The sequence below is a fragment of the Archangium gephyra genome (assembly GCF_042230915.1).
GTDB lineage: Bacteria > Myxococcota > Myxococcia > Myxococcales > Myxococcaceae > Archangium > Archangium gephyra_B.
In genome coordinates this window covers 8,412,248-8,436,254 of sequence record NZ_CP102578.1, presented here as the reverse complement: position 1 = coordinate 8,436,254, position 24,007 = coordinate 8,412,248, and the positions used below count along the sequence as shown (strand labels likewise).

Annotated in this window: 22 protein-coding genes; 13 read left to right on the top strand and 9 right to left on the bottom strand. The window is 69.9% G+C overall.

Annotated elements, in window-relative coordinates:
• Nucleotides 1-98: 98 nt before the first annotated feature.
• Together NR798_RS32970 and NR798_RS32965 are read left to right on the top strand one after the other, a co-directional pair.
• A complete protein-coding gene (locus NR798_RS32970; protein ID WP_375766497.1) occupies nucleotides 99-824 on the top strand; it encodes a hypothetical protein in 726 nt (241 codons plus the stop codon).
• Between the two features lie 161 nt (nucleotides 825-985).
• Complete coding sequence (locus NR798_RS32965; RefSeq protein WP_375766496.1) at nucleotides 986-2,773, top strand: hypothetical protein; 1,788 nt, start codon at nucleotides 986-988, stop codon at nucleotides 2,771-2,773.
• A 63-nt stretch (nucleotides 2,774-2,836) separates the two neighbouring features.
• Here NR798_RS32965 and dsrP read toward each other — a convergent pair whose 3' ends face one another.
• Genes dsrP through NR798_RS32950 form a run of 3 tightly spaced genes read right to left on the bottom strand, consistent with a single transcriptional unit; the run spans nucleotide 2,837 to nucleotide 5,642 of the window.
• Nucleotides 2,837-4,120, bottom strand: a complete 1,284-nt coding sequence (gene dsrP, locus NR798_RS32960) for a sulfate reduction electron transfer complex DsrMKJOP subunit DsrP (RefSeq protein WP_375766495.1) — start codon at nucleotides 4,118-4,120, stop codon at nucleotides 2,837-2,839.
• 3 nt (nucleotides 4,121-4,123) lie between these two features.
• Nucleotides 4,124-5,029 carry a 4Fe-4S dicluster domain-containing protein gene (locus NR798_RS32955; RefSeq protein WP_375766494.1) on the bottom strand — a complete coding sequence of 302 codons (906 nt, stop codon included), beginning with the start codon at nucleotides 5,027-5,029 and terminating at the stop codon, nucleotides 4,124-4,126.
• A complete protein-coding gene (locus NR798_RS32950; protein ID WP_375766493.1) occupies nucleotides 5,022-5,642 on the bottom strand; it encodes a hypothetical protein in 621 nt (206 codons plus the stop codon). Before NR798_RS32950 ends, NR798_RS32955 begins: the two co-directional genes overlap by 8 nt.
• Before the next feature lie 213 nt (nucleotides 5,643-5,855).
• Between NR798_RS32950 and NR798_RS32945 the strand changes: the two genes are divergently transcribed.
• The 5 genes from NR798_RS32945 to NR798_RS32925 are packed head-to-tail and all read left to right on the top strand — an operon-like array spanning nucleotide 5,856 to nucleotide 10,070.
• On the top strand, nucleotides 5,856-6,101 hold the full coding sequence (locus NR798_RS32945; RefSeq protein WP_375766492.1) for a hypothetical protein: 246 nt from the start codon (nucleotides 5,856-5,858) through the stop codon (nucleotides 6,099-6,101).
• A 3-nt stretch (nucleotides 6,102-6,104) separates the two neighbouring features.
• A complete protein-coding gene (locus NR798_RS32940) occupies nucleotides 6,105-8,525 on the top strand; it encodes a molybdopterin-dependent oxidoreductase (protein ID WP_375766491.1) in 2,421 nt (806 codons plus the stop codon).
• Nucleotides 8,522-9,310 carry a nitrate reductase cytochrome c-type subunit gene (locus NR798_RS32935; RefSeq protein WP_375766490.1) on the top strand — a complete coding sequence of 263 codons (789 nt, stop codon included), beginning with the start codon at nucleotides 8,522-8,524 and terminating at the stop codon, nucleotides 9,308-9,310. The genes NR798_RS32940 and NR798_RS32935 overlap by 4 nt, the downstream gene beginning before the upstream one ends.
• Nucleotides 9,307-9,738, top strand: a complete 432-nt coding sequence (locus NR798_RS32930; protein ID WP_375766489.1) for a 4Fe-4S binding protein — start codon at nucleotides 9,307-9,309, stop codon at nucleotides 9,736-9,738. The genes NR798_RS32935 and NR798_RS32930 overlap by 4 nt, the downstream gene beginning before the upstream one ends.
• Nucleotides 9,735-10,070: a hypothetical protein gene (locus tag NR798_RS32925; protein WP_375766488.1), complete on the top strand. Its 336-nt coding sequence runs from the start codon at nucleotides 9,735-9,737 to the stop codon at nucleotides 10,068-10,070. Before NR798_RS32930 ends, NR798_RS32925 begins: the two co-directional genes overlap by 4 nt.
• A 40-nt stretch (nucleotides 10,071-10,110) precedes the next feature.
• On the opposite strand, the gene NR798_RS32920 is transcribed toward NR798_RS32925, so the two are convergent.
• From NR798_RS32920 to NR798_RS32910, 3 genes are all read right to left on the bottom strand, one after another.
• Nucleotides 10,111-10,668, bottom strand: a complete 558-nt coding sequence (locus NR798_RS32920; RefSeq protein WP_375766487.1) for a hypothetical protein — start codon at nucleotides 10,666-10,668, stop codon at nucleotides 10,111-10,113.
• A 144-nt stretch (nucleotides 10,669-10,812) separates the two neighbouring features.
• Complete coding sequence (locus tag NR798_RS32915) at nucleotides 10,813-13,113, bottom strand: hypothetical protein (protein ID WP_375766486.1); 2,301 nt, start codon at nucleotides 13,111-13,113, stop codon at nucleotides 10,813-10,815.
• 33 nt (nucleotides 13,114-13,146) lie between these two features.
• Nucleotides 13,147-14,976 carry an ATP-binding protein gene (locus NR798_RS32910; RefSeq protein ID WP_375766485.1) on the bottom strand — a complete coding sequence of 610 codons (1,830 nt, stop codon included), beginning with the start codon at nucleotides 14,974-14,976 and terminating at the stop codon, nucleotides 13,147-13,149.
• 139 nt (nucleotides 14,977-15,115) lie between these two features.
• Between NR798_RS32910 and NR798_RS32905 the strand changes: the two genes are divergently transcribed.
• The 4 genes from NR798_RS32905 to NR798_RS32890 all read left to right on the top strand — a co-directional run bounded on the left by NR798_RS32905 (nucleotide 15,116) and on the right by NR798_RS32890 (nucleotide 18,991).
• Entirely contained in the window at nucleotides 15,116-15,307 is a 192-nt protein-coding gene (locus tag NR798_RS32905; protein WP_375766484.1) for a hypothetical protein, read from the top strand.
• Between the two features lie 394 nt (nucleotides 15,308-15,701).
• Nucleotides 15,702-16,862 (top strand): tetratricopeptide repeat protein, encoded by a 1,161-nt coding sequence (locus NR798_RS32900; protein ID WP_375766483.1) that lies wholly within the window; start codon nucleotides 15,702-15,704, stop codon nucleotides 16,860-16,862.
• 37 nt (nucleotides 16,863-16,899) lie between these two features.
• The gene (locus NR798_RS32895; protein ID WP_375766482.1) at nucleotides 16,900-18,297 is read left to right on the top strand and encodes a cytochrome P450; all 1,398 of its coding nucleotides are present in this window, start codon (nucleotides 16,900-16,902) and stop codon (nucleotides 18,295-18,297) included.
• A gap of 154 nt (nucleotides 18,298-18,451) precedes the next feature.
• Nucleotides 18,452-18,991, top strand: coding sequence for a hypothetical protein (locus NR798_RS32890; RefSeq protein ID WP_375766481.1), 540 nt, complete (start codon nucleotides 18,452-18,454; stop codon nucleotides 18,989-18,991).
• 56 nt (nucleotides 18,992-19,047) lie between these two features.
• On the opposite strand, the gene NR798_RS32885 is transcribed toward NR798_RS32890, so the two are convergent.
• The 3 genes from NR798_RS32885 to NR798_RS32875 form a co-directional block, all read right to left on the bottom strand.
• The gene (locus NR798_RS32885; protein ID WP_375766480.1) at nucleotides 19,048-19,248 is read right to left on the bottom strand and encodes a hypothetical protein; all 201 of its coding nucleotides are present in this window, start codon (nucleotides 19,246-19,248) and stop codon (nucleotides 19,048-19,050) included.
• A 194-nt stretch (nucleotides 19,249-19,442) separates the two neighbouring features.
• Complete coding sequence (gene yjjX / locus NR798_RS32880; protein WP_375766479.1) at nucleotides 19,443-19,979, bottom strand: inosine/xanthosine triphosphatase; 537 nt, start codon at nucleotides 19,977-19,979, stop codon at nucleotides 19,443-19,445.
• Nucleotides 19,980-20,060: 81 nt separating this feature from the next.
• Complete coding sequence (locus tag NR798_RS32875) at nucleotides 20,061-21,080, bottom strand: NAD-dependent epimerase/dehydratase family protein (RefSeq protein WP_375766478.1); 1,020 nt, start codon at nucleotides 21,078-21,080, stop codon at nucleotides 20,061-20,063.
• 75 nt (nucleotides 21,081-21,155) lie between these two features.
• On the opposite strand from NR798_RS32875, the gene pcnB reads away from it, so the two are divergent.
• On the top strand, nucleotides 21,156-22,856 hold the full coding sequence (gene pcnB, locus NR798_RS32870) for a polynucleotide adenylyltransferase PcnB (RefSeq protein WP_375766477.1): 1,701 nt from the start codon (nucleotides 21,156-21,158) through the stop codon (nucleotides 22,854-22,856).
• A gap of 219 nt (nucleotides 22,857-23,075) precedes the next feature.
• Nucleotides 23,076-23,996 (top strand): hypothetical protein, encoded by a 921-nt coding sequence (locus NR798_RS32865; protein WP_375766476.1) that lies wholly within the window; start codon nucleotides 23,076-23,078, stop codon nucleotides 23,994-23,996.
• Nucleotides 23,997-24,007 lie beyond the last annotated feature (11 nt).

Genomic DNA, 24,007 nt, shown 5'->3' with positions numbered 1-24,007 from the left:
GCCGGACCCTATCGCGTGGGATGGGCCCCTGGGGAGCCCCCCGCCAGGCACGGGCTCCGGCGGCTTGGAGCACCCGGTGGGTTGCCTATATTCGCTTCATGAATCGAGACAGGGTGACCGCCGCGGCCTTCAACAACGCCGCCTGGTGCGATGCGGTGTGCCGGGCCCAGGGGCGTCCGGGCGAATTCTCGAGCGCGCTGTGGTTGAACCGCGCCGAGGTGCCACGCTTCTACCCCAACGCCGTCACCCTCACGCCGGAGGGAGCGGCTCGACAGATAGAAGCGCTCTCCGCGCTCGGCCTGCCGGGGCGCTGGGCGATCAAGGACAGCTTCGCGACGCTCGACCTCGCACCACTGGGCTTCGCGGAGCTGTTCTCCGCACAGTGGATCCACCTCGCTCCCGAGCGGCTGGCCCCGGCTCGTCCCGGTGGCGCGCGATGGGTCCAGGTCCGCGACACGGCCGCATTGTCCGCGTGGGAGGCGGCCTGGAGTGGCCAGTCCGGGAGTGCCGGGCCGGAGCCAGCGCATGCCGTGTTCCGTCCTGGCCTGCTCGAGGACGCGGGCACGGTGTTCCTCGCCGCGTACCACGAGGACACCCTCGTTGCTGGCGCCATCGCATACCGGGCCGCGGGCGTCGTGAGTCTGTCGAACACGTTCTTCACGGCGGCGGAGGCCGGAACGCTGCGCGCGGAGCTGCTCGGGCAACTCCTGGCCGTGTTCCCGGGCTTGCCACTCGTGGGCTACGAGCGCGGTGACGAGCTGGCCGCGTGGTGTGACCTGGGCTTCGAGCCCATCGGCCCCCTGCGGGTCTGGTTGAAGACGTAGGCACCGGAGGCCCCTGGCGTCCCGGTCCTCGGTTTCAGCTTCTCCAGTTTCTTGGGATTTGTCACGAAAAGCCGACCTTGAGCAGGAAAATGCACTAGGTTTATCGCCGCGTTTCACCAGCGGTACTGATGAACCAGCGTTCCTGGTCCAAGGAGAGCAGCATGAGAGTCTCGAAGCGAAGCTCGTCCCACGCCACTGGGTGGTCCCTGACGGGGTGTGGCGTGGGCATGCTGTTGGCCTTGTCCTTCAGCTCCGAGGCCGTCGCGGACACCACGCTGACTGGCACGGGCGCGGTGCAGTCCTTCACGGTGCCCGCCACCGGGTACTACACCATCGAGGTCGCCGGAGCGCAGGGCGGCGCCAGTGTGTATGGGAGCAGCGGAGGGCTGGGCGCCAAGGTGAAGGGCCAGTTCTACCTCACGTCGGGTTCCGTCCTGCAGGTCGTGGTGGGGAAGCGTCCCGCCGGCACGGCGGGCCAGTACGACGGAGGCGGCGGTGGCGGAGGGACCTTCATCTACAAGAGCGCCTCGCCGACGACGCTGCCCGCGACGCCGATGCTCGTGGCCGGTGGCGGCGGTGGCGGCAACGGGCTCGGGGGCTCGGCCTGGCGTGACGGCGTCAACAGCTCCGGCGCCGGTGGCCTCAATGGCAATGGCGGGCAGGGCGGAGTGGGGGACTGGACGTACGGTGCCGGTGGCGGGACGGGCTGGGTCTCCACGGGCGGTAACGGCTCGAGCCCGACCTCCGTCGGCGGGGGCCAGCGCTGGGCGGGCGGGGCAGGGGCCTACTACAGCGGTAACCGCGGCAGCACGGGTGGATTTGGCGGTGGTGGCGGCGGCGGCCTGTGTAACACCTGCGGCGGCGGCGGCGGTGGCTACAGCGGCGGTGGCGGCGGCTCGCAAGGCAACTATGAGAATGGCGGCGGCGGTGGCGGCTCGTACAACAGCGGCCGGGTTCCCATCAACCTGGCCGCCGCCAACGCGGGCGACGGGTATGCGTGGATCAGCGACGCGCAGCCCGCCGTCTCCTGGGACGGTGCTCCCTCGAGCGCGACCTTCAACGGGGTGGGGAGCTGCCAGAACTACACCGTTCCCATTACCGGCACCTACGTCCTCGAGGCGGCGGGCGCGCAGGGCGGCGCCAGCAACTTCGGTGGGAGCGGCGGGCTGGGCGCCAGGATGCGCGGAGAGTTCTCGCTCACCCAGGGACAGGTCGTGCAGATCGTGGTCGGCTCGCGTCCCCAGGGCCCGCGAGGCAGTTACGATGGCGGCGCGGGTGGCGGTGGGACGTTCGCGTTCGTCGGCTCCAACTGCACCACGCTGCCCTCCCTGCCGCTGCTCGTGGCGGGAGGCGGTGGCGGCGGCGCTGGCAGTGGTGCCACCACCGCGCAGAATGGCCTCAATGGCGCGGCTCCGGGAGGCACCAACGGCGCGGGAGGCTCGGCGTACGGCGGCAGCTTCTACTACAGCGCGGGTGGCGGGACGGGCTGGCTCTCCGGAGGCAGCAGCGGCTCGAGCCCGACCTACGCCGGTGGTGGACAGCGTTGGTACGGCGGCCGGGGCACCTCCTACAGCGGTAGCTATGGGAGCTGGGGCGGCTTCGGCGGTGGTGGCGCCGCAGGCGAACAGGGCGCTGCCGGCGGTGGCGGTGGTGGCTACAGCGGCGGTGGCGGCGGCTCTCAGACCATGGCGTCTGGCGGCGGCGGCGGCTCGTACAATGGTGGAGCCAACCCGCTCAATACCTCCGCCATCCAGACGGGCCATGGCTACCTGACCATCACCTACCAGCCCCCCGTGTGCGCGCACAGCGAGTACGAGGAAGGCGAGGGGCTCGATCCGCAGTGCAGTGCGTGCGCGAGCACCGTCTGCGGCATTGATGACATGTGCTGCAGCTCCGCGTGGGACGCGGTGTGCGTCGGCATCGCCACCGACGCTTGCGGCACCCCGTAGCGGCTTCTCGCCTGGGGTGAAGCGCTCTCCTCTCTCGGGAGAGCGCTTCTGTCCCGGCTTGACTCAGGCGGCCTGCTTCGCCCCCGTGGCCTCGTCACCGTGCCCGCTCTTCCCGGGTGCGGCGTGCGAGGCGGCAATCTGCCCGCTCAGCACCGGCAGCGCCACCTTCACCGCCACTGTCAGCACCATCAGCCCGAAGGCCCAGATGCCCGCGGTGATCTTCCACTCGGTGAGCGTGGGCACGTACTCCACCACCTCGTGCAGGGTGCTTGGGACGAAGCCGGGGATGATGAGTCCCATTCCCTTTTCAATCCACACGCCCGAGAAGGCCAGCGCGCACGCCAGGTTGAGCAGCCCAACGTTCCGCCGCGTGGCCGGCAGATGCACCAGCACCGCCGAGGCGATGTTGAGCGCCACCGCCGTCCAGATCCACGGCACCAGCGCGTGGTGTCCGTGCGAGCCGAAGAACAGGTAGCGCACCGCCGTGGCGTGCGAGCCGCCCGTGTAGAAGGCGGTGAACAGCTCCGAGCCCAGCATGAACAGGTTGAGGAGCACCGTCACCCGCATCACCGCCGTCAGCGTGCGCAGCGGGCCCTCGCCGATGGGCAGCCCCGTGAAGCGGCGGATGACCTGCAGCAGCACGATGACGAACGCCGGGCCGGTGACGAATGCCGACGCGATGAACCGGGGCGCCAGCAAGGCCGAGTTCCAGAACGGCCTCCCCCCGAGCCCGCTGTAGAGGAACGCCGTCACGCTGTGGATGCTGATGGCCCAGAAGATGGAGAGGAAGACGAACGGCAGGTACCACTGCTTGCGCGGCTTGCGGCCCAGGAACCTCATGTAGAGCAGGTAGCCGCAGATGTGCAGGTTGATGAACAGGTAGCCATTGAGCACCACCACGTCCCAGGAGAGCATCGACACCGGCCAGTTGAACCGGCCAATCCCAGGCATGATGTGCCAGAAGCGGTCCGGACGCCCCATGTCCACCACGATGAACAGCAGGCACATGAAGATGGCCGCGATCGCCAGCAGCTCGCCGATCAGCGTCACATCGTGCATCTCGTGGTCGTGGTACAGGTACGCGGGGATGACCATCATCACCGCGCCCGCCGCCAGTCCCACCCCGAAGGTGAAGTTGGCGATGTACAGGCCCCACGAGACGTGGTCACTCATCCCCGTGAGGGCCATGCCCTCGGCCAGCTGGTGCGCCCAGGCATTGGCACCCACCAGGGTGATCGCGGTGAGCACCGTCATCCACGTGTAGAAGCGCCAGCTCCCGTCCGTGCTCATCCAGAGGAGCCGTCCCAGGAACCGCGGGTAGTCGAGCAGGTGACGTGTGGCGGCCATGGCTCACTTGTCGAAGAAGTAGAAGAAGCGGGGCCGCGTCCCGAGCTCTTCCTTGAGCACGAAGACGCGCTTGTTCTCGAGCACCCAGCGGATGGGGCTCTTTGGATCCAACAGGTTGCCGAACACCCGCGCCCCGGTGGGGCACGCCTCCAGGCACGCCGGCAGCCGGCCCGCCCGCGTGCGGTGCAGGCAGAAGGTGCATTTCTCCACCACGCCCTGCGGACGTACGCGGTTGGAGAGGTAGCCCTGGTCCGGGTTGATCTCCTCGGGCGGAATCTCTGGCTTCGTCCAGTTGAAGCGCCGCGCGTGGTAGGGGCACGCCGCCTCGCAGTACCGGCAGCCGATGCACCAGTTGTAGTCCACCACCACGATGCCGTCCGGCTCCTTCCACGTCGCCTGCACCGGGCACACCTTCACGCACGGCGCGTTGTCGCACTGGTGGCATTGCACCGGCATGTAGAACTTGCCCTCGGCCGGCACCGGATGGTCGTAGTTCGCGTTGCCGTGCTCCAGGTCCAGGCTGCCCTGCTGCATCTCCAGCACCCGGATGTACGAGTTCCCCGTGCGCCGGTCGTGGTTGTTCTCCTGGTGGCAGGCCTCGGCGCACTTGCGGCAGCCGATGCACACGCTCAGGTTCAGCGCGTAGCCGAACGACACGCCCTCCTGCGGCGGCAGGTCCTGGATGTCCACGTCCCGGCCGTACTTCTGTTTCGCCTCGGCCTTCAGGTGGACGAGGATCCGGGCCATCTCGTCGCGCGTCAGCTCCTTGTAGTGCTTCTGGAGGAAGTCGTTGACGCTCAGGTCCTGCGTCCACTCGGTGAGCGGTGCCATCGCGTGTGCGAAGGCAGCGGCCCCGAGCGTGGCCCCAGCTCCCTTCATCACGGTGCGGCGGGAGACGGTGTCACTCATGGTCTGGGTGCTCCTTCGTGTCCGTCTCGCCCTGGGCGGACGGGTGGCGCGGAGGCATCACCGGATGCCCGCCCGCGTACTTCGGGCTGTGCGGGTCGTGGCAGCTCACGCAGTTGTTCCGCGTGCGGTCTCCCCGCGACAGGTCCCAGTGGCCCGTCATGCCGCCGTGCGCCCCCGCCTTGAAGTCGCGGTACTGCGACCCGTGGCACTGCCCGCACAGCGTCACCACCTCCGTCATCGGCAGCGGCTCGCCCGTGGCCAGGTGCAGCGAGCGCGGCTGGCTGGCCTGGTGGCACGAGGTGCAGGCGAGCTCGCCATGGCGGAACTGGAGGCCCTGGTGGAACTCCTTCAGCTCCTCGGGCCGCGAGGGCATGGGCTTCGTTTCACGCAGCGAGTGGCAGCTCTCGCACGACACGCGAAGCGGCCGGCCTAGCGCGTCCTTCTGATCGCTCTCGACGGAGGTGAGCTTCGCCGGCTGGTGGAGCGTCTCCTTGCCGGTGGGCGCCCCCGGGGGCGGTTGGAAGCGGGCGGGCTGATCCTTCCCGCACCCGCCGAGCGCGAGCAGCACGGCGGCGAGGGCCGGGTACATCCATCTGTCGAGAGGGCTCTCCACGGACGTCTTCGCAAAGCAGCGTCCGTGCCAGCACGGCCCGTCCCTCTGTCTCCGCCGTAAAGGTGGAGCGGCCCGCTCGCCTGCCCGCGAAAAAGCTGCATCAGGGACGCTGCTTTGGACGCAGGCTTTGCGTCACGCCCGCGGGCTCCTCCCGTACGCGGGGGTGGTCCGCCTCTTGCTCCTGGGGGTCATGCCCGAATGGACGGAGCCTGTATGCCCATCAGTAGTCTGGTGCTCACCCTCGATGCCTCTCCCGAACTGAGGGCGAGCGTGCTTCGCGAAGTCTCCCGCGATCCGCGCATCACCCTGGGCCCTCCCCTGGAGGAGCGCTGGCTGCCCGTGGTGACGGAGACCCACAGTCTTCCCGAGGGCGAGGCGCTCGCCGAGTCCCTGAGGGATCTCCCCGGAGTGAGCTTCGTGGACGTCGTGATGGTGGATTTCTCCGAGGAGGAGCGCTGAGCCATGGATCGCCGGGACTTTCTCAAGAGCACCGCCATGACCGCGGCCACGCTGGCCGCGAGCCGCCTCGCGTATGGCCAGGACAAGGCGGGCCCGACTCCGCCCACTGCTGCCCCCGGTGGCCAGGGTGTGCAGTGGAACAAGGCGCCCTGCCGCTTCTGCGGCACCGGCTGTCACGTGCAGGTGGGCGTGCAGAACGGCAAGGTGGTGGCCATCGCAGGTGATCAGCAGGCGCCGGTGAACAAGGGCCTGCTGTGCGTGAAGGGCTACCATGTGGGGCTCGCCCTCTATGGGAGCGACCGGCTCACCACGCCGCTCCTCAAGAAGGGCGACACGCACGTGCCCATCAGCTGGGAGGAGGCGATCGACATCGTTGCCCGCCGCGTGCTGAAGGACCCCAAGGGCTTCGGCCTCTACGGCAGCGGCCAGTGGACCATCCCCGAGGGCTATGCCGCCTCGAAGTTCGTCAAGGGTGGCCTGGGCTCCAACCAGCTGGATGCCAACGCGCGGCTGTGCATGGCGTCCGCGGTGACGGGCTTCCTCGCCACCTACGGCGTGGACGAGCCCGCCGGCTGCTACGACGATCTCGACGCCTGCGACGTGCTCATCATGTGGGGCAACAACCCCGCGGAGATGCACCCCGTCCTCTTCTCGCGCGTCATCGACCGCCGCTCGCGCGGGGAGAAGGTGACGCTCATCGACATCGGCACGCGCAAGACGCGCACCAGCGGGTTCTGCGACCACTCGCTGCGCTTCAAGCCCAACACGGACCTGGCCATCGCGTGCGGCATCGCCCACCTGCTGGTGGAGAACGGCACCTACGACAAGGCCTTCGTCGAGGCGAACTGCGCCTTCCGCGCCCCCAGCGAGCCCGCCGCGCTCGAGGGCAAGGCCATCACCTTCGAGGAGTACCGCGAGCTGCTGAAGCCCTACACCCCGGAGAAGGTGGCGGAGCTCTCCGGCGTCCCGGCGAAGGACCTGCGGATGCTCGCGGACCTGTTCGGCCGGCGCGACGTGCGCATCACCAGCCTGTGGTGCATGGGGATGAACCAGCACACCCGGGGCACGGCCATCAACAACCTCGTCCACGGGCTCCACCTGCTCAGCGGGCACTTCGGCAAGCCGGGCGACGCTCCCACCAGCCTCACCGGCCAGCCCTCCGCGTGCGGCACCGTGCGCGAGGTGGGCACGCTCGCCCATGCGCTCCCCGGTGGCCGCGTGGTGGCCAAGGCCGAGCACCGCGCCCAGATGGAGGAGATCTGGAACGTCCCCAAGGGCCGCCTCCACGACAAGCCCGGCTACCACACGCTGGAGATGTGGAAGCGCTTCTCCACGCCCACCGAGCAGGGCGGCGACATCCACACCATCTGGGTCCAGGTCACCAACCCCGCGCAGACCCTGCCCAACACGCACAAGCTGGTGGACCCCAGCCGCAAGCTCGCCGACAAGTTCCTCATCGTCTCGGACGTCTATCCCTCGGCCACCGCGCGCATCGCGGACCTCATCCTCCCCTCGGCGATGTGGGTGGAGAAGAACGGCATGGTGGGCAACTCCGAGCGGCGCACCCAGCAGTGGTTCAAGATGGTGAAGCCTCCCGGCCAGGCCCGTGACGATGCCTGGCAGCTCATCGCCGTGGCCCACCGGCTCCTCGAGCTCGGCTTCGAGGGCATGAAGGACAAGGACGGCCGCTTCCTCTTCGAGGTGAAGGGCAAGGACGGCAAGCCCGTGCCCCTCTGGGACTTCGCGCATTACTACGACGTCAACGTCGACGAGCACCTCTTCGAGGAGTACCGGAAGACGACCCGCATCAAGCACAAGGACCTGGCGCCCTATCAGGAGTACGTGAAGGCGCGCGGCCTGCGCTGGCCCGTGGTGCAGCAGCCGGACGGCAACTGGCGCGAGACGCGCTTCCGCTTCGCCGGCTTCGATGACCCCTACGTGAAGAAGGGGCGCGACATCCAGTTCTACCACTCGACCACGCACGACGACCGGGCGCAGATCTGGTTCAGCCCCTACGAGCCGCCTCCCGAGTCGCCCGACACCGAGTTCCCCTTCTGGTTGTGCACCGGCCGCGTCATCGAGCACTGGCACTCGGGCACGATGACCATGCGGATTCCGCAGCTCCAGCGCGCCATGCCCCAGGCCTATGTGGAGATGAACCGCGCCGATGCGCGGCGGCTCGGGGTGGGCAACGGGGACCAGGTGACGGTCGAGACGCGGCGCGGGAAGTTGGATCTGCCCGTCTGGATTGGCGGCCGCGGTGAGCCGCCCGAGGGCTCGCTCTTCGTCCCGTTCTTCGACGAGCGGCTGCTCATCAACGGGCTCACCCTCGACGAGCATGACCCGTTCTCCAAGCAGCCGGACTACAAGAAATGCGCGGCGCGCGTGCGCCGGCGTGAGCTCGTCGCGGAGAAGCAGGGATGAGCACCGGGGGCGGACAGGTCGGTGGCCTGGGGGCGCGCTGGCTGCACGTGGGCGCCGCCGTGGCGGTGGCACTCGCGGCGACGGGCTACTTCGCCGGCCTCCGCGCGCCGGAGATGCCGGAGCGTCCGGTCGCCTCGGATCCTCACGCGCAACGGGCCGAGCGCGCTCCGGGCTACAGCGAGCTGCGCGAGCAGCGGCGGGGGGCCAACGCGCACATGTACGAGGGCGCCATCGGGGCGCTGTCGGAGGAGCCGTTCCCGGTGAAGCCCTTGCCCGTGGCGACTTCCGAGCAGCGCGCCCAGGCCGTGGCACAGCGTCAGGGCCACCGCGCCTATGACGGGGCGCCGCCCACCATTCCGCATGAGATCGACCAGCGCGAGGTCCCCGGCTGTCTGGCCTGCCACGGCGAGGGCATGAAGCTGGGCAACAGGGTGGCTCCGAAGATCAGCCATCCGCCGTACCAGAGCTGCACGCAGTGCCATGTGGTGGGGGACTCGCCGCGCCCGTTGGCCCAGTACAAGGACGGTCCGGGCAACCGCTTCGTCGGGCTGGCCTCGGCCGGAAAGGGCGAGCGGGCCTGGCCAGGGGCTCCTCCAACCATGCCCCACCCGACGCTCATGCGGGACGACTGCACGAGCTGCCACGGGCCCCGGGCTCTCCCCGGGCTGCGCACCTCGCACCCGGAGCGGCTGAATTGCCAGCAGTGCCATGGATCCTCGGCGCGGCTCGACCAGCGCGCCGGTGGGGCAGGGGGGGCCGGTCTGGCCAGGGAGGCACGGCCGTGAGCTCCCAGGTCACCCTCAGCCGCCGTGCGTTCCTCGGGCTTCTCCGGCGCGAGGAGAAACCCAGGCCGCCCGTGCAGCCCGCTCCCGCTCCCGCTCCCGTTGCCTCCGAGCCCGGCTTCTCGCTCGAGGCGTTCTATGCGTCGCGTGCGCGCTCAGGCGAGGCGGCCGGTGGCCCTCCGGTGGTCTCCCCGCGCGAGGGGCTCATGACCGTGCGGGTGCGTCCGCAACTCTGTCTCGCGTGGCAGGGCTCGTTCTGCAGCACCTGCTCCGAGCGCTGCCCCGTCGAGGGCGCCATCGCCGTCGAGTCGGGCCGTCCGCGCGTCGTGGAGTCGCGGTGCAACGGCTGCGGCCTCTGCGTCCAGGTGTGCCCGGCTCTGCTCAACGCCTTCGAGCTCCTTCCTCCCCGCCAGCAGGCCCCAGGCTCATGACCACAGGTATCCGCCTCGCGAACATTGCCGTCGAGAACGCCGCGCTTCCTCAATTGCAGGACGCGCTCCTCGAACCCGAGACCCTGGCGCAGCTGTTCCGTGACATCCAACGCTGTGCCGTGGTGGACGAGGTGCTGCTCAAGGGAGGCGCCGCGTTGATGGCCTCCGAGAAGTCCGTCCCGCTCGCCGAGGCCGAGCAGGCGCTCCGGGAGAAGCGGGTGGCCGGCGTGCAGATCCGCTACTGGTATGAGGGCGCGAACTGGTGGGACACGCTGATGCACACGCCTCGGGGTGTCCGGCTGATCCGCATCGAGCACCGGCTCGGAGGGTAGGACGGCCTCCGCGCCAGTGCCGATACGGACCGCGCCAGGACTACCGGCTGGACATCCAGACGCGCAGCCAGGACTCGCTCATGCCCAGCTTGTCCGTGGTGCCAGGCAGGATGGAGCAGCGAGCCACCGGCACGTAGCGGCCAGGCTGCAGGTCCGCCGAGGCGTGGAGGCTGAGCGTCCCGTCGGTCCGCATGTCCACCTCACCTGACGTGGCCTCCTCGTTCATCATGAAGAGGCTCGCCTCGTGGGTGTCGATGCTCACCGGGGTGACCCCGTCGTCCGCGAGCAGCTCGATCTTGCAGGCCACGCCGACAGTGCCGGCGAGCTTCCTGAACCCCATGCTCGCGTCCAGGAGGACCCAGCTCCGCTCGGTGACGGTGATGCGGTAGTCCGTGGTGGAGCCGAAGAGGATTCGCAGCTCCTCGGAGCCCTCGAGGGGGATGTTCCCAGCGAAGCGGACGGTCTGCACGTCCGTGACAGGGGAGGTCCCGGCCGGTCCCTGGGCGCCCGCCTCTCCCTGGGGCCCTTGAGGACCCTCGCCACAACCCACCAGTGCCACCAGACCCGTTGCCACAACCAGCTTGCAGACGCTTTTCATGACGTGGTGCTCCTTGTCTCGAAGGGGAAAGCGCTCGAACTGCGCGCGCCCCTATAGAGCAGTGGCGACAGGAGCGTTAGTGCAGAGTGCTGCACAGCGTCATGTGCACGGAGCGAGAAAGCGAGAAGCCACGCTGCGTGCGCATCACAGCGAGATCTCCCACTGCTCCGCCACCGCGCGCTGCGCCTGCGCGTCCTGCTCCCGCCCCAGCTTCTCCAGCAGGGTGGGCCACAGCAGCGGATGCGGCAGCCCCTCCGCACACCGGCGCAGGCCCGCCTCCACTTCACCCAGCTCCAACTCCGGCGGCACGGCCAGCAGCGCGTAGAACCCGGGCACCTCCTCGCCCTCCGGAGTCATCAGCCGGTACGTGTCCGAGGTGCGCACCGACAGGCGCGCCCCGCACGCTCCCAGCGTCTCGTACATCCGCTCGATGGCCTCATCCCCCGGGCCCACGCCGTCGAGCGCGAAGACGCTGTACCTGCCCGGCCGGAGCACCTCCACGACGGGGTACAGCCAGGAGTGCTCCTCCTCCTGTCCCTCGGCGGGGCCCTCGTTGAGCGGCGAGGCGTCGAACAGCACGGCGTCCCCCACGTGCTGGGCGGCACCGGGCATGCCGATGGAGACCACGCGTGCGGTGACGGGGCCGGTGCGCCGCGCCCACACTTCCGTGGTGGTGCCATCCGGCTCGGTGTAGCGCAGCCGGCACGCCTCCCACTCCTCCTCCACCGGGCCGGAGTCCGCGGACAGCTTGAACCCGAGCCGTGCGGCGGACGCGCGCACCACGTCCCAGCGCCCGAGCAGGGTGGCCACGATCATCCGGTCCCAGTCGTGCGGCCCCGGCTCCGGCCAGCGGGCCACGGCGGCGTCCAGCCGCGCCAGGGCCTGCTCCCGCTCGCCCGTGTCGCGCTCCAGCGCCGCGAGCATCAGGGTGGTCCCGCGCAGCTCCGGGTCGAGCTCCAGCATCGCGCGCATCGGGGCCTTGGCCGCGGCCTTCTCTCCCGACTCGAGCGCGGTCCGGGCCCGCAGCCGGTACGCCTCCACCCGCAGGGGCGTGTCGCCGGACGCGGCCAGCACCGAGTCGGCGAGGGCGTGCAGCTCCGTGAAGCGCCGCCGCTCGAGCAGGTTCATGCCGAGCTCGTGCACGACTTCGGGGGTGGGGTGCGCGTCCGCGTGCAGCAGCCCGCGCAGCGCCACCTCGGCCTCCTCGCCGCGGCCCAGCCGCTCCAGCGCCTTCGCCTGGGCGCGCACGAGCGTCGCCCGCTCCCCGGGCCAGCGCGTCCTCGCCGCGTCGAGCAGCAGGAGCACGTCCTCGGGGCCCTCCTCCGCCTTCTCGAGCAGCGCCGCGGCCGACTCCGGCAGCGCGGGTGGATGCGCGGACGTGAAGGTCTCCGCCCGCGTGCGCAGCCGGCGCAGTGCCTCGTCCGCGCCCAGGGGCTTGCGCAGCCGGGGCAGGAGCGCCTCGAGCCTCGCGCACGCGTGCAGGGCGGAGCGCGGCTGACCTCGCTCCAGCGCGGCCTCGGCACGCTGCACCTCGATGCGGAACGCCCGGCGGATGGACCCCGTGCTCGCGAGCCGCTCGGCGAACTCCAGCAGCGTGCGCTCCAGGTTCACATCATTGGGGATGGCGCCGGCCTTCACCAACTGCACGAGGGCGTCCGCCCAATAGACATAGTGGCCGGGCGTGGGGCGCACCACGGACAGGGCGGGCAGGGCCTCGAGGGCCTCGGAGGTGTGTCCCATGCGCGCGAGCACCCGCGCCCGCAGGATGCGCGCCTCCGTCCGGGTGTGCTCCGACGTGGTGGTCTCCTCCATCTCCTCCGCCGCCGCGAGCGCTTCCGACAACCGGTCCAGCGCGAGGAGCACGTCGGCGCGCTCGCCCAGAAGGTACTTGCGCTTGTGCGCCTGGCCAGCGGCCACCAGGGCGGAGTCCTGCTTCTCGAGCCACGCGAGCGCCTCCTCGGGGCGCTCCTCGTCCATCAAGCCGAGGAAGTACTCGGTGGACAGGCACGTGAAGCACGGCCAGGTGGCGTCGATGCGCGCGAGCGTCTCGAGGACGACGGCCTTGCGCTCGGACGCCCAGCCCGGGCCGTCCGCGCGCCCGTAGCAGCCGGCCACGTCCTGGGTGACGCAGACGCTCTGGGGACACTCGCGCGTCTCCTCGCGGTGGGCGAACTCCAGGAGCGAGATGGACTCGGAGAGCCACTCCCCTGGCTCGGAGCGGTGGAAGATGCGGCTCTGCAGGTTCCAGTGCCGGAAGAAGACCTCCAGCCACGGGCTCTTCGCCTGGCGGGCGAGCGCGAGTGCCTCGGGGAAGAGGGCGTCCGCCTGCGCGTGTGCCTCCTCCGTGACGATGGTGGGCAGCCGATCGATGAGCTCGGCGAGGCGGGCGTTCCCCGTGCGGCGTGCTTCGGCTTCGGCTTCGTTCACCCACTTCCAGATGTCCATGACGGGCGTGTGTCCTTGGGGAGAGGGGAGAGATCAGGCGGAGGGCGGGAGCAGCGCGCACAGGGCCGCGGAGATGCCCTCCAGGGCGGAGGCCACGCTCGGCGCTCCGGCGCGCTCGTCGCGGTGGGAGAGGAGCGTGCACAGGCCCGAGAGCAGCCGCGCGGCGGAGCGTGCCCGGTCCTCGGGGGCCGCGAGCAGCGCCTGCAGCGTGGGGGCGTCCACGTTGAGGTAGAGGCGCGCCTGGGCACGGGAGGTGATGGTGGCGGTGAAGCCGCGCGCCAGTGACAGCACCGCGGCCCCGATGCGCTTGGCGGTCGCGTCCGCCTCGAGCTTCGCCTTCAGCTCGGCCTCGCGGTCCGGCACCAGCACCAGCGGCAGGGCGGGCGGGGAGAATCGGCTCGGCACCAGCTCCACGCCGTCCTGCGCGAAGAGGACGCGCAGCCGCTCCTCCTGCGCGGGCTCCAGCTGCACGCGGGGGAAGAGGGCCGCGTTGCCTTCGCGCGTGCCGAGCTGCAGCACGGGCAGCCCCTGCCGCTCGGCCCACCTCCGGGTGAAGGGCAGCGCGGCGTAGCGGCCCGAGTCCACCACCGGAACGCCGAGCGCGCGGCAGAGCACCTCCTCGGGCCCTCCGCTCTCTCCGGTGGAGGCGTGCAGCCGTCCCCCGCTGCGCCGGCGCACGGCGGGCAGGGTGAGGTCTCCCTCGGTGGTGGGCACCTTGAGCGCGTCCGCCAGCAGGGTGAAGAGCCGCTCGTCGCACAGGGCCGCCCCGAGCAGGGCCTCGTTGTGCCGCTGCAGCAGCAGCCGCCAGGTGGGCTCGTCCTCGCGGGCCAGCCGCGACAGCCCGTCGATGAGGCACTCGCGCACCTGCTCCGCCGTCACGTCGAAGGCCGCGTCGCGCTGGACGTCCTCGCGGCTCGCCGTGGGGGTGAGCGCGTCCGCTTCGAGCACGCCCCCCACGAAGCCGGCCCACTCCGGGAGCAACTCGCGCGCGTCACGGCTCACCAGCATGCCGCGCACGAAGACGGAGAGGTTGCGGTTGTCGGAGGTGCCGTACGTGGCACCGTCCTGCAGCCAGAGCAGGCCGCTCGCACTGCCTCCGTTGCCCGGGGTGGCGCCCGGAGTGACGGGTAGGGTGCACAGCGGCTCGAAGCGCCGCTCGAAGCGCGCGGCGAAGGCACGCTCGAGCGAGCGGCGGCGCAGGGGCGAGTGTGCCTCCGTCTCGCGCCACGGCGGCGGGGGGCGGTTGATGGCGGGCCGCTCCGGGCCGCTCACGTGGATGGCCATGGGCAGCAGGCAGCAGTAGCGCTGCAGCAGGGCCTCCAGGGTGGGCGCGTCACACAGGGGCCGGAAGCGCTCGGAGAGCTGGAGCACCACGCGCGTGCCGACGTCCTGCGCGGTGTGCGGGGCCACGGTGTAGCGCTCGCCCCCGGCGCTGGAGAAGTGCCACGCCTCCCGCGGCGTCTGGAAGGAGGTGGTGTAGAGGTCCACCCGCGTGCTGACGACGTAGGCGGAGAGGAAGCCGATGCCGAACTGGCCGATGAGCCCCGCGTCCGAGCCCGCGGCGCGCAGGCGCCCGGTGTAGCCCGCGCCCACGGTGGCCAGGTAGCGGTCGATCTCCTCGCGGGTGAGCCCCGCCCCGTTGTCCACGATGGACAGCGTGCCCGCGGCCGCATCCGGCACCACGAGGATGCGGGCCTCCGGGGCGGACGTGTCCTCGAGGCGCCGGCGCGTGCAGCTGTCGTGCGCGTTCTGCACGAGCTCACGGACCACCACCTCGGGGGTGGAGTACATGTTGTTGGCCAGTACCCGCATCAACCCACCCAGGTCCACCTGGGTGCGCACCAACTCGGCAACAGGACTCACGTGCTCTCCGGCAAGGAACGGAATCCGCAGGGTACGCGAGCCCGGCGGGGGAGAGGAACGTGCAGGAAGGTACCTCCCGCACGCGATCCACTCTGACGCCCCCCGCCACCCTGCCGTATTGAGCTAGAATGGGTGGGCCATGAGCGACTCGAACAAGACCGAGCAGTTTGGGCAGAAGCGGGAAGAGACGAAGCAGAACCCGAAGGTGTTCGGTCTGCGGGTGAAGATCGAGCCCTACGTGTCCGTCCCGCGCGAGCAGAAGAAACGGAAGGACGAGAAGTTTGATCCCTTCGCCGTCACCTACGAGGGCCCCAAGCCCGAGGACTTCTGAGGTCGCGCTTCTCCCGCAGCCCGCTCAACCCCACCGGGTGGGCGTCCTTCACGCGCCCGGTGCCATGGAATCCAGTGTCATCGAGTACAGGGCCCGTAAGAAGGCTCGAGGCGTATCTGCCATGACTTTCATTCCTGAGGCGATCTTCCTTCAGGATGGGGCGCTGTATGGGCCATGGCACTCGGCCCTCGTTTGGAAGCGCGGCCTCGTGGGCTGACAGGAGAGCGGAGGACTGGCACGGGTGTGATGCCGTCTCCCTCAACAACCTCATCCCGGCATCAGCCCCACGTAGCGCGACGCGGGCCGAGGGAGACTCAGCGGCTTCGTGCGCTATATTGCGCGCGCGCTCAGCATCCGGGGGGGCGCGGGTTCGAACACCGCGAAAGAGCAATCCATGCCGAAATCGATGAATGTTTCACTCCTGTTTTCAACGGGCTTCTGCGTCCTCGCGGCCGCGTGGAGCGGATGCGCCACCGTGAGTCCCCAGGCTTCGATCGTCCGGACGACGCCTGCGCCAGCTGTCCCCTCCACGCCAGCCGCTCCCTCCACGCCAGCGGCCCTCGAGAAGTCCTGCGCCAACGGAGTGCCGGCCGCTTGCGGCTCTCTCGGTGGGCTGTATATGCAAGGCGCTGGTGTCACGAAGGACGAGGCTCGCGGCGCCGCGTTGTTCGAAAAAGGCTGCACGGGGGGTGATGCCCAATCCTGTCATGGACTGGCGCTCTGCGCTGCGGATGGGCTTGGGGTGGTGCAGAATCTCAACCGCGCCAGGATCCTCCATGAGCAGGCCTGTCTGGGCGGCTACGCGGAGAGCTGCGGACCTGTTGCGATGTCCTATATCAACGGGCGGGAGGTGAGCCCCGAGGACGAGGAGCGCGCGGTCTTGCTGTTCGAGAGAGGCTGTAAGGGAGGCAATGCCCCGTGCTGCCATGCCGCGGGCGTGATGTACACGCAGGGCGTCGGAGTGAAAAAGGACGATGGCCACGCCGCGAGGTTGTTCGCTGAGGCCTGCGAGGGGGGTCATGCGGGCTCATGCCACGTGGACAATATCGTTCAGATCACGGACGCCGTTTCCAGGCTCGAATACAACAGCAAGTGGCAGAGGATTTGCGATCAGGCGGTCTGTTTCTTCCAGAGCGCCTACAAGTCCCCCCCGCCGTTTCATTTGAACAATGAAAGAGAGGCGAGCCTCGCGGTGCAGGTCACCCCCAAGAAGCCCTCGGATACCCTGGAGAAGATCGTCGCGCACGAGGTCGCTGACATCCGGAAGACCCTGGAGCTCGTCGACTACCTCGAGGAGGACGGCCACACTCCCCAAGACAACATCGCCGTCTACTCCATGAAGCTGGACGGCAGGGACGTCGCATTCATCAAGTACCGCGTGATCGGAACCGAGGGGAAGCGAGCGCCCATGCCGTTTACCGTCATCCACGGTCTCGTCGCCGGAACGAACCAGATTGGGTTCGTGCACCTCCAGACGTACTTCGCCGGCCATCAGGAGCAGGTCCGGGCTGATCAGCTCCTGATCATGAAGGAGCTGCTGAAGCACCTCGAATGACTCCAGTAGACTCCCGTTCTTTCCGGAGCCCCAAACCATGCAGCCTCCTCGCATTCCGCTGCCGCACTTCCTCCAGCTCCACCAATGGGTCGCCCATCCGCTGCGGTTCATGGAGGAGTCGGTCCAACGCTACGGCGACAGCTTCGTGATGCAGTTCCCCAACACCCCGCCGTTCCTCTTCACCCGCGACGTGGAGATGGTGCGCCAGCTCTTCACGGGCAAGCCGGAGGACCTCTACGTGGGGCCGGTGAACCGGGTGCTGGAATCCGTGGTGGGGAAGAACTCGCTGCTGCTGCTCGATGACCAGGAGCACATCCGCGAGCGGCGGATGATGACGCCGCCCTTCCACGGCGAGCGGATGCTGTCCTACGGGCTGTCCATGCGCGAGTCCGCCAGCCGCTCCATCGACCAGTGGCCGCGGGGCAGGGCCTTCACCCTCCACGAGGTGTTCCAGGACATCACCCTGGACATCATCCTCAAGACCGTCTTCGGCCTCGCCGAGGGCGAGACGTTCGAGCACTTCCACGAGCTGTTCGCGCGGATGCTCAACATGGGCTCGCACAATGCCGTGCTGTACATGAGCGCCCTGCTCCCGGCGGAGCGGATGCTCAAGCTGCTCGCGGTGGGGAGGGACCCGATTCAGCTCGGGCCCTGGAAGGCCAACGTGAGCCGCGCCCTGCCGTGGACCCAGCTCAGCCGCCTCATGCAGGAGGTGGACGCGTACCTCTTCGCGGAGATTGCCCGGCGGCGCGCCGAGGGGGTCGAGAAGCGCGAGGACGTCCTGTCCCTGCTCATGCAGGCCCGTGACGAGCAGGGCCAGCCCATGTCCGACCGGGAGCTGCGCGACGAGGCCATTACCCTGCTCGCGGCCGGACACGAGACCACCGCGACCACGCTCTCGTGGGCCTTCCACTTCGTCCTCCAGCACCCGGAGGTGGAGGAGAAGCTCCGGGCGGAGCTGCGGCAGGTGGCGGGAACGGGGCCGCTCTCCCCCGAGAAGGTGAACCGCCTGGAGTACCTGGACGCGACGTTGAAGGAGACGTTGCGGCTGGTGCCCGTCGCTCCCGCGGTGGGCCGGGTGCTGCAGCGGCCCATGAAGGTGGGCGAGTGGGACGTGCCCGCCGGCATGGCGGTGATGGCGTGCGCCTACCTCACCCATCGCCGCCCGGACCTGTGGCCCGAGCCCGAGCGCTTCAACCCCGAGCGCTTCGTAGGCAAGCGCACCAGCCCCTACGAGTATTTTCCCTTCGGCGGCGGGGCTCGGCGCTGCCTCGGCATGGCCTTCGCCACGTATGAGATGCGGATTGTCTTCGCCGAGGTCCTCCGCCGGGTGAAGCTCCGGCCCGCCACGCCCTACACGTTCCAGGTGTCGCGGCGAGGCGTCACCCTGGCCCCCCGCGGGGGCGTGCCCGTCCTCGTCGAGTCACTGAACTGACGGCGGGTTCGCGGGTTCGACCTTGCGTAGCGATGGCGTTTTGCCCGGTAACGGCCGACGGGGGCCGTGGCGCTGCTGCGGTGGCGACCGCCATCTGGGGCGACGCTCGATCGTGCCTGTTGCGCCCGCGCACCCTTATGTTCTCGTGCGCCCCATGCCCGATCACGAGCCACCTTCCCCATCTCCTGATGCCCTGGCTCTGGAAGTCCGCCAGTGCCGGGAGGCGCTCGGGCTCGACGCGGACACGGAGCGGCTCGAGGTGAGGCCGCTCCCCCCTCCCGCGCCGGAAACGGACGCGGAGGTGACGGCGGCGCTCAACGCGTTCCTCTCCTCGCTGGAGTTCCCCGAGGTCGGACCCGACTGGCGCCAGGCCGGGTGGCACGAGCTGACCCCCGAGGAGGCCGCGCGGCTGTTGACGCACCTGCTGTCGCGGACCCTCGCCTACGGAGATCTCAAGCGTGAACTCGCCGACGCCCGCGAGGGGGCGCTCGCCTTCCTGTCACTCGTCGGCCCCGCGAGCCACCTGCTGACCAACTCCAGCCTCCACACCGTACTGCTGCCGGACGGCTCATTGCCTCCGGGCGGGTACAGCTACAGCTCGGGCCGTCTCCTCACGCCGGCCACGTTCGAGGGCGGTGTCCTCGCCGTGGGCACGGGCCGCATCGGCCTCTTGTGGTTCACCGACGAGGACTGAGCAACCGAGCCCCGGAAACACCACGGGGCCATCCCGCTCTCGCGAGGCCATCTCCTTCACGTGCCCGGTACCCTGGAGTCCACTGTCCCGGTCCTGTCCCTCTTCGCGGCGAGCTGCTTTCCCTCGGGCGTCAGTGACAGACCCGCGAAGGTGACGGTGATCAGGTGCACACGTTGCAACTCGTCAATCAGGTCGAGGAGCTCGGGCCGGGGAATCCGCAGGTCCGCCCCCAGCGCATTGACCTCGTCGTGGCTCAACGGGGCTCCACCACGGGAGGCATCAAGCGAGTACAGGGCCCGTAAGAAGGCTCGAGGCGTATCTGCCATGACTCTCATTCCTGAAGTGCTCTTCCCTCAGGATGGGTCGCCGTATGGGCCACGGCAGTAGAGAATGGAGTGTGCCTCTGGCCCTTCTCTCGGAGCCCTCGTGGGCTGGCTCGAGGGCCTGTTCGTCAGGCTGGTCCAGGTGACGGGTAGAGCTCCGGGTGCAGGAAGGGCATCAGCGCGCAGGCCAGCGGCCCCTGCCACATCTCGGCCCGCGTGAAGAGGCCGTTGGTCAGGATTCCCACCGCTCCCTGATGCTTCTTGCTCTCGGTCCGGCCGGTGACCTCGTCCATCACCCGGCTCAGCTCCTCGCCCTTCAGCACCCGGGCCACGACCGCGGGCGGCAGGGGAAAGCGCACGCCCCACGTGAGGTTCTCCCGGCCCCCGGCCTCCACCACCGCCACGCAGTTGATGAGGTTGCCTTCCTCGTCCACGCCCCCTTCGAGCCCCATGCCCATCCGCGCCCCCGGCACCGCCGCGAGCGCCGCCCGCGCCCGGTTGCGCGCTCCCGTCGAGGTCTGGTCCGGGCCGATGGGTTGCTCGGGCACTCCGCTGGGGACGTCGACTCCGGCCACCGTGCAGCCGGGAAAGGCCCGCTCGCACATGGTTTTCGCGGCCGTCGTCTTGGCCGGGTTCGTCGAGCCTACGGCGATGGTGATGGACATGGGACTCGGTTCTCAACAGGGGGGAATACGGGGGCGGATACCCTCACCCCGTCCCTCTCCCAGAGGGAGAGGGGATGTTGGTCAACCCACGACGCCTCGGGGCGTGAGCGGGCGGTCCCTCGGGAGCATTCCTTCCTCCTGGAACCACCTCAGCGCCTCGCGGATGCCGAGCCGCACCGGCCTCGGTTGATAGCCCAGCTCCCGCATCGCCTTCGCCGAGGACTGGTACGCCGGCAACGGCAGCGCCTGCATGAACGCCGTGTTCACGTGCTTGAAGAGGTCCGGGGACAGCCGGCCCACCACGTCCCCCAGCCGCCCCACCGCCTTCACCACCCCGTCCGGCAGCGGAACCCTCGGCGGCGCCACCCCCGCCTCCTCCGCGCAGAGCGTCAGGAACTCGCGGTAGGTGAGGTTCTCTCCCCCCAGGATGTAGCGCTCTCCCGGGCGGCCCTTCTCCATGATGAGCTTCAGCCCTCGCGCCACGTCCTGCGCGTTCACCACGTTGATGCCGCCGCTCGGGTACGCCGCGACAATCCCCTTCGCCACGAAGAGCAGCAGCTCTCCCGTCGAGGGCCTCACGTCGTAGGGGCCCACCACGAAGCTCGGGTTGCCCGCCAGCACCTCCAGGCCCCGTCCCGAGGCCTCCAGCGCCAGCCGCTCGGCCTCCCGCTTGGACTCGTGATACGGGTTGTCCCCCGCATAGTTGTACGCGCTCTCCTCGGTCGCCGGCTCGGCCAGCGTCCCATGGCCGACCGCCGCCACGCTCGACACCACCACGACCCGCCGCACTCCGGCCGCCAGCGCCACGTCCAGAACGTTCTTCGTCCCCTGGGCGTTGATGCGGGAGACGTCTTCCCGCGTGAAGGGATCGAACCGGACGATGCCCGCGACGTGGTAGACCTGATTTACCCCTTTTAGCGCCCCCCGGAGCGAATCTGCGTCCAGCACGTCGCCGAGCACCTCGTCATAGCTCAGCCCACGCAACCCCCGGCGGTCACTCCGCTCCCGGACGAGCAGCCGGGGGCGCTCCCCCTGCTCACAGAGCAGGTGGGCGAGGTTGGCCCCCACCAGCCCCGTTGCTCCCGTCAACAATGTCTTCATGCGCTACTCCCTTCCGGGGCGGATGCGGTATAGGTCGCCCCTTAGATGCGCCCCCCAAGGGGCGTCAACCGCGAGATGACGCGAGACTCCACTGAAACACCGCCAGCCGGCGGACCGACGCTCCAGCCTGCGCCCGATGACGCGCGCGAGGTTGCTGCCTCCGAGGACGGGTCCCTGGACCCCCTCGAGCTGCTGCCGGTCCCCGAAGCAGCGGAGGAGAACCCCATAGCCATGTCCGCTTTCACGGAGACACTTCCCGAGGACACCCTCCCCGAGACCGAGTTCCTCTCCCACGCCACCCCCTCCGGCAGGCCCGCGGAGATCGACCCCGACAAGCTCGACCCGGATGCCCTCAAGGTCATCCACCGCCTGCTCTCCCATGGCCACCAGGCCTACCTCGTGGGCGGCTGTGTGCGGGACCTGATGCTGGGCCGCAAGCCCAAGGACTTCGACATCGCCACCAGCGCCCACCCGGGCGAGGTGCGCGCCATCTTCCGCAACTGCCGCCTCATCGGCCGGCGCTTCCGGCTCGCCCACATCTATTTCAAGGGTGGGAAGATCATCGAGGTCTCCACCTTCCGCGCCAACCCCACCGAGCTCGACGCCGCCAACGGCGCGCCTGAGGTCGAGACCGGCGCCGAGAACGGTGAGGAGGGCAACGAGGCCGAGGAGTCGCAGGATCTCCTCATCACCCACGACAACGTCTTCGGGACCGCCGAGCAGGACGCGCGCCGCCGCGACTTCACCATGAACGGCCTGTTCTACGACGTCGCCGAGGGCCAGGTGATCGACTACGTGCGGGGCCGGCGCGACATCGACGAGCGCTACATCCGGACCATCGGCGACCCCGAAATCCGCATGCGCGAGGACCCCGTCCGCATCCTCCGCGCCGTGCGCTTCGCCGCCAAGCTGGGGTTGGACATCGAGTCGCGCACCTACGCCGCCATGGAGGGTGCCGTCGAGGATCTCCCCCGCTGCGCCCCCGCGCGCCTGCTGGAGGAGACCTTCCGCCTCATCCGTGGCGGTGTGGCCGCGCCCACCCTGCGGCTGCTCTCCGCCCTGGATGCCCTGAAGGTGCTGCTGCCCCCCGTGGCCGCGTACTTCAAGGAGCATGGCCGCCGCGGCCAGGACACCTTCTACGCCTACGCCGAGGCGCTCGACCGGCGCGTCGCCTCCGGTGAGCCGCTGGATGACGCCATCCTGCTCGCCGCGCTGCTCGTCCCCATCGCGCAGACGGCCCCCGTCGTGGAGAGCCAGGATCCCGCCGAGCGTCCCTCGGTGGCCCAGGCCATCGAGGACCTGCTGGCCGAGTTCGTCCAGAGCGCGCGCCTGCCGCGCCGCATCGCCGAGCGGTGCCGGTTGCTGCTCATCTCCCAGCGCACCCTCACCGGCGAGCGCCGCCGCCGCACCGGCGCCTTCCGCCGCCACCCACTCTTCAACGACGCGCTCATCGTCTTCGAGATCTCCGTCGAGGCCACCGGCAAGTATCGCGAGGCCCTCGAGGCGTGGAAGCGGGGCGAGCTGCCGCCGCTCAAGCCCTCCGAGGGCGCCACCGAGGCAGGAGGCGAGGCCCCCCGCAAGCGCCGCCGCCGCCGTCGCCGCGGTGGGCGCAAGGTCGGGGCAGGGGAGGGCGCTTCCTCCGCCGCGGCCGGAGGAGCCGAGGCCTCGGGCGGTGAGGCTTCGGACGCCGGGGACTCAGGTGACTCCGACGACGCGGGGGACGACGCCGACTCGGGCGCGGACTCCGACGGCGATTCCGAGTCCGACCCGGGTTGACCCGTCGCTAGCCGGGGGCCGGCGGGAGTGAAGGGCTGAACGGTCGGCCAGGCGGGCTCACCGGGCCTTGCTTGCGAGCGAGCGGAGGTCTGACCACCTTTGCTCCCAATGGGCCGAGGCGCCTTCTCATGGGCGGTGCTGTTCACCGTGGCACTCTGGGCGCTCCCGTCCGGGGCCCAGGTCCTCGAGCTGTATCGCCCGCTCGCTCCCCCTCCAAGCATGCCGGAGCGCCCCGCGTTCGAGGAGCTTCTCTTCTCCTTCGCGGACCCCGACCGGGCCCTGGAGGGCGGCTTCCTCGTTCCCTCCCTCTCGCTCGCCGTGCGCGCGCGGGCCTGGGCCTTCATGCCGACCCGGAAGTACGAGCAGCGGGACGCCCTGGACTCGCTCTCGCAGCCGGCGCAGGACCTGACCCTGTCCGAGCTGCCAGCCGGACGGCACCTCGCCTCCCTGCTCGCCCTGGGCCCCGATGGGGGGCAAATCCGCGTGCGCGACCTCGGCCCGAGGCTGCGCGGGCCGGACAGCCCGCTCCAGAAGGGCTTCCAATCGGCGCTCGACTTCCTCCACGTCCCCAAGCCGGCGGCGATGGTCTCCGCGGGCGTGGCGGTGCTCGGGCTCGTGCATCAGTTCGGCACCGCGCAGGCCAACAACCTCGGCCTGCCCACCTCGTTGAGCGCCACCACGCTGGGGGGCAACCTCAACGCGTCCGTCCAGCTGCACTCCGAGCCCCGCTTCCGCAACGCCCGCGCGGACATGTCGGCGCGCTTCCGGTTGCCGGAGCTGCCGCTGCCCCACCTCCGCTTCGAGCAGGTGGAAGTGGGGGGCGCGGCCGCGAACACCCCCGAGGGACTCCTGCTCGACACGCGCTGGGCCACCCTGCGGGGCCGGGTGTCCTGGCTCGAGCTGTCCATGGGCATCCACTCCAACCACGCCGAGCCGCAGCTGTGGACGGACTTCGAGACGAGTGTGCAGCGCGAGCGCTTCAGCGTGCGTGCCGTGTTCAGCCGCCAGTGGGAGACGGCGCGCTTCCGCTCCCTGGCCACGGCCACGCTGCGCACGGGCCCGGTGTTGTCCGGGCTCTTCCTGGGCGTCCAGGGCACCGCGACGCGCACCTTCGGCCTGGTGGGCATGGGCTCGTTCTGAGCCCTCCCGAA